This window comes from Mesorhizobium sp. CCNWLY176 (assembly GCF_037153935.1).
Taxonomy (GTDB): domain Bacteria; phylum Pseudomonadota; class Alphaproteobacteria; order Rhizobiales; family Rhizobiaceae; genus Mesorhizobium_M; species Mesorhizobium_M zhangyense.
The window spans coordinates 392,595-404,517 of the sequence record NZ_JBBBDZ010000005.1 but is presented as its reverse complement, the minus strand read 5'-3'; the positions used below and the strand labels follow the sequence as shown (position 1 = coordinate 404,517).

General features: G+C 62.6%; 12 protein-coding genes. 6 read left to right on the top strand and 6 right to left on the bottom strand.

Features of this window, described 5'->3' with window-relative positions; translation table 11 throughout:
* The first annotated feature begins 153 nt into the window (after window positions 1-153).
* On the top strand, window positions 154-1,242 hold the full coding sequence (locus WBQ96_RS11760) for a glycoside hydrolase family protein (RefSeq protein ID WP_336549545.1): 1,089 nt from the start codon (window positions 154-156) through the stop codon (window positions 1,240-1,242).
* Between the two features lie 135 nt (window positions 1,243-1,377).
* On the opposite strand, the gene WBQ96_RS11755 is transcribed toward WBQ96_RS11760, so the two are convergent.
* Window positions 1,378-2,283: a prohibitin family protein gene (locus WBQ96_RS11755; RefSeq protein ID WP_165118738.1), complete on the bottom strand. Its 906-nt coding sequence runs from the start codon at window positions 2,281-2,283 to the stop codon at window positions 1,378-1,380.
* Between the two features lie 267 nt (window positions 2,284-2,550).
* Here WBQ96_RS11755 and WBQ96_RS11750 point away from each other — a divergent pair, with 267 nt between their 5' ends.
* Window positions 2,551-3,138 carry a DNA-3-methyladenine glycosylase gene (locus WBQ96_RS11750; protein ID WP_165118736.1) on the top strand — a complete coding sequence of 196 codons (588 nt, stop codon included), beginning with the start codon at window positions 2,551-2,553 and terminating at the stop codon, window positions 3,136-3,138.
* Here the strand turns inward: WBQ96_RS11750 and WBQ96_RS11745 are convergent.
* From WBQ96_RS11745 to WBQ96_RS11725, 5 genes are read right to left on the bottom strand one after another with little or no spacing between them, the layout of a single operon-like run.
* Window positions 3,102-4,559 carry an aldo/keto reductase gene (locus WBQ96_RS11745; protein ID WP_336549549.1) on the bottom strand — a complete coding sequence of 486 codons (1,458 nt, stop codon included), beginning with the start codon at window positions 4,557-4,559 and terminating at the stop codon, window positions 3,102-3,104. The two genes, WBQ96_RS11750 and WBQ96_RS11745, sit on opposite strands and share 37 nt — an antisense overlap.
* Complete coding sequence (locus WBQ96_RS11740; RefSeq protein WP_165118732.1) at window positions 4,543-5,559, bottom strand: branched-chain amino acid ABC transporter permease; 1,017 nt, start codon at window positions 5,557-5,559, stop codon at window positions 4,543-4,545. The genes WBQ96_RS11745 and WBQ96_RS11740 overlap by 17 nt, the downstream gene beginning before the upstream one ends.
* Window positions 5,556-6,467: a branched-chain amino acid ABC transporter permease gene (locus WBQ96_RS11735; protein ID WP_165118730.1), complete on the bottom strand. Its 912-nt coding sequence runs from the start codon at window positions 6,465-6,467 to the stop codon at window positions 5,556-5,558. Before WBQ96_RS11735 ends, WBQ96_RS11740 begins: the two co-directional genes overlap by 4 nt.
* Window positions 6,464-7,219, bottom strand: a complete 756-nt coding sequence (locus WBQ96_RS11730; protein WP_165118728.1) for a branched-chain amino acid ABC transporter ATP-binding protein — start codon at window positions 7,217-7,219, stop codon at window positions 6,464-6,466. The genes WBQ96_RS11735 and WBQ96_RS11730 overlap by 4 nt, the downstream gene beginning before the upstream one ends.
* Window positions 7,216-8,028, bottom strand: a complete 813-nt coding sequence (locus WBQ96_RS11725; protein WP_336549554.1) for an ABC transporter ATP-binding protein — start codon at window positions 8,026-8,028, stop codon at window positions 7,216-7,218. The genes WBQ96_RS11730 and WBQ96_RS11725 overlap by 4 nt, the downstream gene beginning before the upstream one ends.
* Before the next feature lie 216 nt (window positions 8,029-8,244).
* On the opposite strand from WBQ96_RS11725, the gene WBQ96_RS11720 reads away from it, so the two are divergent.
* The 4 genes from WBQ96_RS11720 to WBQ96_RS11705 all read left to right on the top strand — a co-directional run bounded on the left by WBQ96_RS11720 (window position 8,245) and on the right by WBQ96_RS11705 (window position 11,727).
* Window positions 8,245-8,961 carry a GntR family transcriptional regulator gene (locus WBQ96_RS11720; protein WP_336549556.1) on the top strand — a complete coding sequence of 239 codons (717 nt, stop codon included), beginning with the start codon at window positions 8,245-8,247 and terminating at the stop codon, window positions 8,959-8,961.
* Window positions 8,954-9,310 (top strand): TIGR04076 family protein, encoded by a 357-nt coding sequence (locus WBQ96_RS11715; RefSeq protein ID WP_336549558.1) that lies wholly within the window; start codon window positions 8,954-8,956, stop codon window positions 9,308-9,310. The genes WBQ96_RS11720 and WBQ96_RS11715 overlap by 8 nt, the downstream gene beginning before the upstream one ends.
* A gap of 4 nt (window positions 9,311-9,314) precedes the next feature.
* Window positions 9,315-10,364: an aldo/keto reductase gene (locus WBQ96_RS11710; RefSeq protein WP_336549560.1), complete on the top strand. Its 1,050-nt coding sequence runs from the start codon at window positions 9,315-9,317 to the stop codon at window positions 10,362-10,364.
* 97 nt (window positions 10,365-10,461) lie between these two features.
* Window positions 10,462-11,727: an ABC transporter substrate-binding protein gene (locus WBQ96_RS11705; RefSeq protein ID WP_165118718.1), complete on the top strand. Its 1,266-nt coding sequence runs from the start codon at window positions 10,462-10,464 to the stop codon at window positions 11,725-11,727.
* The last annotated feature ends 196 nt before the right edge of the window (window positions 11,728-11,923 follow it).

The window sequence follows — 11,923 nt, the reverse complement described above, 5'->3', positions numbered from 1 at the left end:
GAATTATCGTGAGTTTCGAGTGCTTTAACCGCATCATGCCATCCTAAGAGAACAAATCTCCTAGGACAGCCCCAAAATAATATTGGCCCCCTGTTTGAGGATTGGGTTTCCCTGCTTTCCGTGCCAGAAGCGAGGCAAGCGCAGGGGGCTGCCTTGAATTTAACACGCAGGTTTTTCGTAACCGGCGCGATGGCTACTATGCTGTCACGCCCTGTCTTTGGCAAAGAACTGCTTTCCGATCGATTCGGGCAATGCACTGTTTCGGCCATACCGACGAGCAATGTGCTGGCCATGGAAGGCTGGCACGTTTGGAACAACAGCATCATCGAGATAGCCGACGACAAATATGTCGGCTTTTTCGACCGCTGGCCGTCGGCGCGCGGGTTCCGAAGCTGGGTCACTCACGGGGAGATTTGCTTTGCAACCGCCTCGTCGCCGATGGGGCCGTTCCGGTTCGAGCGTCAGATCATCATTCGTCGTGACAATGCGTATTGGGATGCTGCTGCCGCTTACAATCCTCACGTGATCGTGCATGGCGGGAAATTCTACCTCTTCTACACCGGCAACCAGGGCAACGAGGTCTGGCCGGACAGCATACCGGACAAGCTCGTGGATGTTGATGACGATTGGTGGGTACACCGAAATTCGCAGAGGGTCGGAGTAGCCGTTGCCGACAGCATCCACGGTGACTGGATAAGGCAGGACGATCCGATCATTCCACTTCCAGAAGGATACCGCACGACCGGCACCCCGAACATCGTCCAGCGCGGCGGTGAGATTCTTCTCTACTTTAAGGCGGTGAAGGAAAAGCCGGGGAAAGTCGGCGGGCAAGTGCGGCATTTCGTTTGCTCGGCTTCCGATCCACTAGGACCCTATGGGCCTGCCAGGGAAATCAGCTTTGTTGGGCAAGCCAAGACCAGAATTCCGTTCGACGATCATTTCGAATGGTGGGACGGCGAAACCTTCTTCGCAATCGTCAAGGATCATGATGAGAAAGTTATGGGCGGCAATAGGCTGCTGCTGTTCCAATCCGGTGATGGCCAGAAGTGGAAGCTTGCCAAAAAGCCGCTTCTCTCCCGCTTTCAGCTTATGGTCGAAGGCCGTACTAACACCAAGCTGAAGCGATTTGAGATGCCGAAGATACTGTTCGACCGTGACGGCACGGCCCGCGTGCTGTCTCTTGCAGCTTGGGACGGCGAAGGTGAGGCCTTCAACGTCGCGATAGACCTTGTTAATTGTTGACCTTGAAGATTAGCCGGGCCAGCCGCATCAATGTCAATCGCGTCGAGTGCGGAGAAGTTAGCCACCGCTTCGATTTCCAGCGAAAACATCTTTGCACGGCTGGCACATGCAGACCGGCCGCGTGCTCGAAAGCAATCAATCCTGCGCCACCGCCCGCGTATCCAGATTGAGCATCGGAATGCTGCTGTTCGGAAGCATGGTCTGCGGAAGCTGGCCGTTCCAGCGCTCCGCCTGCGTCAGGGCGACAAGGCCGGGATTGTCGCGCAAGGCATCGCCGCGCGCCTTGATCGCCAGGGCTTCGGCGTTGCCGCGAAGCTGGATCGCTTCGGCCTCGGCCTGGGCCTGCAGGCGTACGGAATCCGCCTGGGCCTGGGCCTGAGCGCGCTGTGCGTCGGCTTGCGCATTGGCTTGGGTGACGGTTATCTCGGCCTGCACCTTTTCCCGCTCCGCGTTCTGGCGCAGACGCTGCACCTCGACTTCGGCCAGCATGCGTTGCTCGATGGATTGCTCATAGGCGTCCGAGAAATCGATATTCTCGATCTGCACCGTGTCGATCACGACCGGCCCGGCAACGCTTCGCTGAATGGCTTCGGCAATCTCCTGGTTGAGGCGGCCGCGCTCCTGAATGGCCGTGACGGCATTGAAGCGGCCGAAAACCGTCTTGGTTTCCTCGAAAACCTTGCGCTCGACTAAGCGGGACAACAGCCCATCTTCCGAACCGTACTTTTCATAGACCGTATCGACCTGATCGACTGGAATTCGGTAGTTCACCGAAAGCTTGATGTCGGCCGGCTGCTGGTCACGGCTATAGGCTTCCATCTTGTCGTAGACGACAGCCTTGGACTGGACGGAAACACGCACGACGGCGTCGATCAGGGGCAGTTTGAAACCGAGGCCAGGTTCAGCCGTCCCGGCAATGGCGCCATAGCGCAGGATGACGCCGCGCTCTCCCTGATCGATCGTGTACCACGACCCCATCGCAACCAGGAGCGCTACGACTACACCGGCGGCAAGAACGCCGAGCCTCAGATTGCTTCCCATTATCTGCTCCTTTTTTGAAATGGACCGACTGATCCCTAGGAAAGGGCGACGACCGCATAAGCCGCAAAACTCACGCAATGATTCTACCGACGATTGCAAGAATCGAGATGGCAATCTGCGACGGGGAATGGCGCTCAAACCATCATCATGACGGAAACGTCTTCAGAGACGCCGGTTCTTGTGACTGCGAAGTGGAAGGGAAAGCCTTGCAATGATACGCGTAGCCGCGGACACCTGACGTACAAACCGCAAACTTTTCGGACCGGCATGACCAGTTCATTTTTCGCACGGGACGCCGTGACCGTCGCAAAGGATCTGATCGGCGCGATCATCCATGCCAATGGCGTCGGTGGCATCATCGTCGAGACCGAGGCCTATCGTCCTGACGATCCCGCCTCGCACGCCTTTCGTGGACCAACCGAGCGCAATGCCGCAATGTTCGGGCCACCGGGACGTGCCTATGTCTACCGTTCCTACGGAATTCACTGGTGCCTGAACACGGTCTGCGAACCAGGCAGCGCGGTGCTGATCCGGGCGCTAGAACCGCTCGATGGCATGGAGCTGATGCGCGAACGGCGCGGTCTCGACGATTTGCGCCTGCTTTGCGCCGGCCCCGGCAGGCTTTGCCAGGCGCTCGCCATCGACCGCTCGCATGACAAGCTCTCGCTCGACGGTCCTGATATCCGGATTGAGCCGAGAGCAAGGGATGTCGGCATCCTCGTCGGAAAGCGCATCGGCATCAGCCAGGCGGTCGATTATCCCTGGCGCTTTGGCCTTGCCGGCTCACGTTTCGTCAGCCGGCGCTTTGCCACGGAACCTCAGACAATCGCCTCGGCCTCGATCTCGACCTCATAGTCACCGATCAGATCGCCGGCTTCGATCAGCGTGTTGGCCGGCAACACCTCGCCGAACACCCGGCCATGGGCGCGCGAAACCGGCTCCCATTTCGAGGCGTCGCGCAGATAGATGCGGGTACGCACGACGTCCTCCATCTTGCCGCCGAGCGCCGTGATGGAAGCAGCAATCTTGTCGAGAATGTATGTGGTCTGTGCGCCGGCATCGCCCGGCGCAACGCAACGGTCGGACGCGTGCGTGGCCGTGGTACCGGAGACGCGGATCATGTCCTTCACCCGCACGGCGCGGCTGTAGCCGGCGATCGGCTCCCAGATGCTGCCGGAGGAAACGCGCAGGCGATCAGGACGCCCGGGCATGGGTTCGGCCTTAAACACCGAGGGGATCGCGTCGAGATGGTGGCTGAGATCGCCCGACGCAGTGAGATAGGGCGGGCGGCGATATTCGTCGCCGCAGTCACCGGGAATAGGGTTCGTCGCGGCGAAAGCCTCTTCGAGCCGCGCTCTATCTTCAGCGTCGAGCGAGAAGTCGAAAATGTTGAGGTTGTCGGAGCGATGCTCACTCTCGCCGATGCGCGCGCCGATTATGGCCGCTGCTACCGCCTCATGTTCGAGCACCCAGCGCGTCGCGACATTGGAGATCGAGACCTTGTGTTTTTTGGCAATCTCGCTGGCAGCTACGAGAATGCCCTGGAAACCGGCCCAGCCGCCGGCCGTGTCGATGAAGCGCTTGTATTTCGAGCGGCTCCAGTCGGCGATTTCTGAGGGCTCCGGCTGGCCCAGCCATTTTTCGGAGAGGAAGCCGCCGCAGAGCGTGCCATAGGCCAGCAGTCTCACTCCGGTCTTCTTGCACAACCCAGACAGCGCGCCGGCTGCCCGCCGGTCAACCAGCGAGAAGGAAACCTGATTGGTGGCGACCGGCACGCCATCGACCAGCGCCAGCGCCAGATGCGCAGCATCGAAATTGGTAACGCCGATCGCGCCAATCAGCCCCTCGCCTTTGAGCTGCGCCATCTCATGCAGCGCGTCGAGCCATGCCGGATGCTCGAAGGTCCACCAGTGGAATTGCAGGAGATCGACCTTGTCGACACCGAGCCGGTCGAGGCGTTCCTGCACGCCCTCGCGCACGATCTCGGCGGTCATCGGTCCGGGCTCCGGGCACCATTTGGTGAAAGCGACGGGGCGCTTGCTGGCAGGGTAACGCGCCAGAAGCCGGCCTGTGATCACCTCGGCGCTGCCATAGTGGTCGGCCATGTCGAAGGTGTCGAAGCCGGCCTCGGCATAGGCCTGCAGTGCATCCGCCGCGCGTTCGGGATCGAGCAGCGTGCCGCCCTTTTCGAGATCGGCCACCTGCCATAGCCCGCAGACCAGGCGGCTGATGGAAAGCGTATCACTGAGCGCGATGCGGTCAGGGCTTTTGGACATGCTGAGGCTCGTTGTTTTGCGGGATCGAGGTGGCGCGCTTGAGCGGCGACAGGCGGCCGAGATGGCGGGAAACCACCCGCACCTCGCCCAGAATGCCACGCGGGCGCAGGAGCAGGATGGCGCAGAGCGCGACGCCGATCATGACGATCTGCAGCGCTGCGGCGCGCGCCTGCTGATCGGGCGGGAAGATGGCCGACACAGCCGCCGCCGAAGCAGCCCAGATGCCCCAGACCAGCACCGCGCCGAGGATCGCGCCGCGATTGTTGCCCGAACCGCCGACGATCAGCATCGCCCAGACCTGGAAGGTCAGCATCGGCAGGTAGTTTTCCGGCGCAATGAAGCCGATGAAATGCGCCTGCGCGGCACCCGCCAGCCCCATGATGCCGCCGCCGATGGCGAAGGCCTGGAGACGGAACCTGACCGCGCTCTTGCCCAGTGCCAGCGCTGCCGTCTCGTCCTCGCGAATGGCGCGCAGCACGCGCCCCCACGGGCTGCGCACCAGCCGCTCCAATGCGAGATAAAGCACAAGCACGACGACGACGAGCACGCCCAGATTGAGCAGGCTGAAGGCGAGCGGATCGCCGGCAAGGCTGGCGAAGGGGCGCGGGATGAAGCCGATGCCGAAGGGTCCGCCGGTCAACCGCTCCAGATTAAGCGCGCAGAGCTGGACTGCGACCGCGACGCCGAAGGTGGCAATGGCGAGATAGTCCGATCGCAGCCGGATCGTCAGCCAGCCGATCAGGAAGGCGATGATGCCGGCGGCGAGCGCTGCCCCGAGCCAGCCGACGGCGATCGGAAGGTCAAAGCCACCGAAGCGGTTGGCTGTGTCGGGCGTGGTCAGGATCGCCGAGACATAGGCGCCGATGGCGACGAAGCCGGCAATGCCGACATTGAACAGGCCGGTCTGCCCCCACTGCACATTGAGGCCCAGGCAGATGATGGCGTAGGTGAGCGCCATGGTGAGGAAGAAGGCGCCATAGCCGATCAGTTCGACGCTCATTCCGGCCTCCCGAACAGGCCCTGCGGGCGCAGCAGCAGCACCGCGACGAGGATGACGAAGGCGATGGCCGCGCGCCATTCCGCACCGATGAGCTGGACCGCGAAGGCCTCCGTCAGCCCGACGATCAGGCCGGCAAGCATGGCGCCGGGTACGCTGCCGATGCCGCCCAGTATCGCCGCCGCAAACAGCGGCAGCAGGAGGTCAAAACCCATATACGGACGGATCTGCACGAGCAGCCCGGCCATGACGCCCGCGACGCAGGCCAGCCCCGCGCCAAGCACCCAGACCGTGCGGATGACCTTGCGCACATCGATGCCGACGACGCCGGCAAGCTGCTGGTTCTCACTAACGGCGCGCATAGAGCGGCCGATCGCGGTGCGGGTGAGCAGCAGGTGAACGGCGACGACAAGCAGTACGGCAATGCCGAGCGACAGAAGCTGGTCGGGCGTTGCGCGCAAGCCACCGCCCAGAGGCATCGCGATCTGCAATGCCTTCGAGAAATAGGCCGGCTTGGAGGTGAAGATGAATTCGAGCAGGCTGCGCAGGGTGAGTGCCGCACCAAAACTCGCCATGACCATAATGATGACGGCACCGCGCTGGGCACGCAGGCGGCCGAACAGCAGAGCGTCAACGAGAAGCGCCAGCCCGCCGGTGAGCGCCACGGCTAGCACGGTCGCCAAAGGCAGCGACCAGCCGAAGGAGAACGGCCCGATGGGCGCGAGAAAGGCGCCCGACAGCGAACCCAGCGCCCCGCTGATGGCGAGCGCGAAATAGGCGCCCCAGCTGATGAATTCGCCATGGGCGAAATTGGCGAAGCGCAGGATCGAATAGGTCAGTGTCACGCCGATGGCGCCAAGCCCGATCATCGAGCCGGTGATCAGCCCGTCCATGATGGCTTGCGGGTTCATGACGCCACCGCCTTCGACTGATGCCGCGCACCGAGATAGAGTTCCGCGACGATGGGGTCGTCAGCCAGTGTCGCAGCCGGCCCTTCGTGGCGCAGCAGCCCTTCGACCAGAATGACGGCGCGGTCGGCGATGGCGAGCGCTGCCTTCACATTTTGCTCGACGAGAATGATGGTGACCCCGGTTTCGTTGATCGCCTTGAGCTTTGAGAAAACCTCGGAGACGATCTTCGGCGACAGGCCGGCGGACGGCTCGTCGAGGATCAGCACCGAAGGCTCGACGATCAGCGCGCGCGCCACCGCCAGCATCTGACGCTGCCCGCCGGATAGCTGGCCGGCCCGCAACGACGGCCGCGATGCAAGGTCTGGGAACATGGCGTAGAGATCGGCGATGCGACGGCTGCGTTTTTCCTTCGGCAGAATGTTTGCCGCCAGAAGCAGATTGTCGTTAATCGACAGCGTCGCGAAGATGTTTTCGGTCTGCGGCACGAAGGCCAGGCCGTGGCGGATTTTTTCATGCGCCGGAACACTGGTGATGTCGCGATCGCCAAGGAATGTTGCGCCGGAATGGATCGGCACCAGCCCGGCGACGGCCTTGACGAAAGTGGATTTGCCGGCGCCATTGGGCCCAAGCACGATGACGAGTTCGCCCGAGCGTATGGAAAAATCGACGCCGCGCACGATGGGCAGGTCGCGCTCATAGCCGGCGACCAGCGCTTTCGTGGACAGGGCGACGGGTTGGCCGGTTGCCGTCATGCCGCCACCCCGCCGAGATAGGCTTCGATGACGGTGCGGTCGCGCGACACTTCGACGGGAGACCCTTCCGCCAGATGTTTTCCCGCCGCCATGACCACCACCCGGCCGCACAGCCGCGCGACCATTTCCATATTGTGCTCGATCAGCAGGATCGACTTGCCGCGCGCATTGAGCTCCAGCACGCGGTCGATGATGAGTTCAAGCAGCGTCGGGTTGACGCCGGCCGCCGGCTCGTCGAGCAGGATGGTTTCGGGGTCGGCCATCAGGATGCGGGCGAGTTCGAGCAGCTTGCGCTGCCCGCCGGACAGCACCCGCGCCGGCTCGCTCTCGAGGCCGGAAAGCGTGACAAATTCCAGGAGCGAACGGGCCTTTTCGACGGCGGCTTTCTCCTGCGAAGCGACACGGCCGGGCTGCAAAAAGTTCTTCCAGATATGCTCGCCGGCCTGATGCTGGCCGCCGGTCAGAACGTTCTCCAGAACCGTCATTTCGGCGAAGGGTTTTGGGATCTGGAAGGTGCGGCCGACACCGCGCGCGATGCGCCGCTCGGGACCTTCATGCGAAACCGCCGCGCCGGAAATCCTGATCTCGCCGGAAGTCGGCCTGAGGCTGCCGGCCAGCAGGTTGAACAGCGTCGTCTTGCCGGCCCCATTGGGTCCGATCAGCCCCATCATCTCGCCGCGATGCAGCGTGATCGACATGCCGTCGACCGCACGCAAACCGCCGAACTGCTTGACCAGGTCGCGTGCCTCAACGAGCGGCGCGCGCTTTGTTTCTGTCGAACCGTTCGGGTCATTTGCAACGGGGTGCATCCGGGGCTCATTCGAAAGAATTTTGATAGGTGATGTTTGATCAAACTTTACATCTGTCAGAATTGCAACTAAAAAAATCGACGTTGGCCGCATGACGGCCCCCGATTTTGAACGGCGGACAAGCATGGCCGATCGGAAAAATCAGCACGCAATGCGCGCGCCCGGAAACGCCGGGCGGGACGAGCCTCGAGGCAGTATTTTCGAAGGATCGAGGCGGTGAGCCGGCGCGGAGCCCTCTCCCCCGTCGGGCGCGAAACCCTGCATGACCGCGTCTATGCCGAGCTGCGCCGCTCGCTGATCCACGGACTGTTCGACGCCGGCGAGATGATGCGTATCCAGGATCTGGCCGAGACGCTGCAGACCAGCACCATGCCGGTGCGCGAGGCGCTGGGACGGCTGGTCTCGGAACAGGCACTGGAAGCACTGCCCAACCGTTCGGTGCGGGTTCCCACCATCACCCGCGAGCGGCTCGACGACCTCGCTCGCGCCCGCTGCCTGATCGAAGGGCAGATCACGGCGCTGGCGCTGCCTAACCTTTCGGCGGAGGATTTCGAGCAGCTGAAGCAGCTCACCGTCGCCTGCGAGACGGCCTTTCGCAGCGATGACGGCGACAGGGCGCACAAGACGTCCGAGCTCAACCACGCCTTTCACTTCTACGTCTACCGCGCCGCCCGATCGGCGGTGCTGATCCCCATCGTCGAAAGCCTGTGGCTGCAATCCGGCCCCTATGTGCGCGCCGCTGCCCATATCCACGACGAGCATCGCGACATTCCGGCAACCCATCACCACTGGGCGCTGATCGATGCCTTGGAGCGCGGCGATGTGAAAGGCTCGATCAAGGCGCTGACCGACGACATCACCCGCTCCTTCAACCTGATACGCGCGCGCCTCGACGTCGACGATACCGAGGAAAGGGCCGTTCGCCATGGCTGACAACCACGACGATTCCTTCGAGCTTTACGACCTTCGCGTCGAGGTGACGGCCCCGGAAGGCGGCGCCATCTATTGCGGCGCCAAGGTCGGCGACTATTTCGAGATGCGCGGCGAGATGCTGCATCTGCCGCCCGGCCAGGGCTTTTCGATCTATTCACTGGCATCGCTCTTGCCGCTGCTGCCGGCAAAGCAGCGCCCCACCCACAAGAACGACTGGATGACGACCGACGCCGAGGTCGCCTGCCCCGACCCCAACTGCACGTCGCGCTTCCGCATCATCCGCACCGGCCTGCGCCGCTTCAGCCATGCGCAGACGACAGCCGTACCGCTTCAAGACGATCGAGACTGAAACCATGCAGAGAACCCGACTGGCGCCGGACTACGAAATATCGCGGGTGATCCGCGGTGGCTGGCAAATGGCCAGCGGCCATGGCGCGCTGGCCAGCGAAGATCCGATCGCCGACATGGTCGCCTTCGCCGATGCCGGCATCACCAATTTCGATTGCGCCGACATCTACACCGGCGTCGAGGAACTGATCGGCCGCTTCCGCCTGCGCTACCGCGACCTGCGTGGCGAGGAGGCGCTGGCCCGGATTGGGGTGCATACCAAATTCGTGCCCGACCTCGAGGTGTTGCCGCGCATCAGCAAATCCTATGTCGAAAGCGTCATCGACCAGTCGCTGCGCCGGCTCAATCTCGAACGGCTCGACCTCGTCCAGTTCCACTGGTGGGATTATGAAGCGCCGCGCTGGCTGGAAGCCGCGCAATGGCTGGAGGAACTGCGCAAGGCCGGCAAGATCCGCCACATCGGCAGCACCAATTTTGACACCGACCATATGCTGGACATCATCGGCGGTGGCGTGCCGCTGGTCTCGATGCAGGTGCAGTATTCGCTGCTCGACAGCCGCCCGGCGAAGCGGATGGTGAAGGCCGCAGGCGAAAACGGTGTCTCGCTGCTGTGCTACGGTACCGTTGCCGGCGGCTTCCTGAGCGACAAATGGCTGGGCATGCCCGAGCCGGACGATGCGCTGGAGAACCGCTCGCTCGTCAAATACAGGCTGGTCATTGAGGACTTCGGCGGCTGGGACCTGTTCCAGACCTTGCTGAAGACATTGCGCGGCATTGCCGACCGGCACGGCACCGACATCGCCACGGTGGCGAGTGCGGCCATGCTGACGCGGCCGGGCGTTGCCGGCGTCATCGTCGGCGCGCGCAACCGCACGCATCTGCCTTCCAATCTGGCGATTTCCGATCTCGCTTTGACGGCTGAGGATCAGGCCGAGATCGACGCGGTGGTGACGCAAGCCACCGAGCTCGAAGGCGACGTCTATACGCTGGAGCGCGACCGCCACGGCCGCCACGGCGCGATCATGAAATACAATCTCAACAAGGGAGCTGCCTGACCACCGCGCCTCGGGAGACGGCGCGATACTACGACCGAGAATGAACGATGCAGCGGCCGCGCAACGAGCCGGCCCGAACAAAAAGGGGAATACGAACATGAGGAAAATGCTTCTGCTCACCAGCATGCTGACGGCGCTTAGTGCCTCGGCACTGCCCGCGCTTGCGGCCGATTGCGACATCACCGTCGGCCTCGTCATGGAACTGACCGGACCTGCCGGCGAATACGGCCAGGCCGGCGCGAAGTCGGTCGACATGGCGTTTCGCGATTTCAACGAAGCCGGCGGCGTCAACGGCTGCAAGCTGGTGACCGACACGCGCGACAGCCAGAGCCAGGGAACGGTCGCCGTCGACCAGGCAACCCAGCTGGTCAACATCAAGAAGGTACCGGTCATCATCGGCGGCATCATCTCGTCGGTGTCGCTGCCGATCCTGACTTCGGTCACAGGACCGGCCGGCGTCGTGCAGGTTTCGCCGGCATCGTCCTCGCCGACGCTCACCCAGCTTGGCCGCGACGGCAAGACCAACGGCGTCTTCTTCCGCACCATCACCTCGGACGCCCTGCAAAGCGTCGCCGCCGCCAAGCATGCGCTCGGCCAGGGCCTCAAGAAGATCGCCATCATCCACGTCAACAACGATTTCGGCGTCAATCTGGTGCGCGAATTCAAGGAAGTCTACGAGAAGCTCGGCGGCACCATCACCTCGGTCACGCCTTACAACGAAAAACAGGCAAGCTATTCCTCCGAGGCCAGTGCGGCAATGAAGGGCGAGCCGGAAGCGCTCTATCTGATCAGCTATCCGGTCGACGGCGCGACCATCGCGCGCGCCTGGATTTCCGGCGGTGGCCCGCAGAAATTCATGCTCAACGACGGCATGAATTCGAGCGAATTCATCTCCAGCGTCGGCGCACAATACCTGGAGGAAGCCTATGGCATCTCGTCGGGCACCAGCCCGACCAAGTCGACGGAATATTTCAACGCCAATTACGAAGCCTTCTCGGGCGGCATCAAGCCTGACGCGCCGGCTGCCGACCGCTCCTATGACGCCGGCGCTATCGTCGCACTTGCCATCGCCAAGGCAGGCAAGCCTGAGTCCGCTGCGATCAAGACGGCCATCCCCGAAGTCGTGGCCGATGGCGGCGAGCCGATCTACGCCGGCAAGGACGAATTCGCCAAGGCGCTCGGCCTGATCAAGGAAGGCAAGCCGATCAAATATGAAGGCGTCATCGGCCCGGTCACCTTCGACCAGTATGGCGACATCACCGGCCCGTTCCGGCTGTGGCGCATCCAGGGCGGCGAGGTGAAGACCGTCGGCGAAATGAGCGCCGAGGAAGTCACCAAGATCAAGGCCGAAATCCAGAAGTAGGACGGCGATTCGTCCCTCTTCTCCGCTGAAATCAGGCATCGCGCCGGCCCCTCGCTGGCGCGTTTTTTTGTGTGCTCGATACCCGGTTAACACCCGGAAAAGCCGAGCTTTTTCCGCCAATCAGGCACGACCCGCTCTTTCTTGAATTCAACCGTATTTCCGTAAAGCATTGCAATTTAATGGGAAATATGATCTT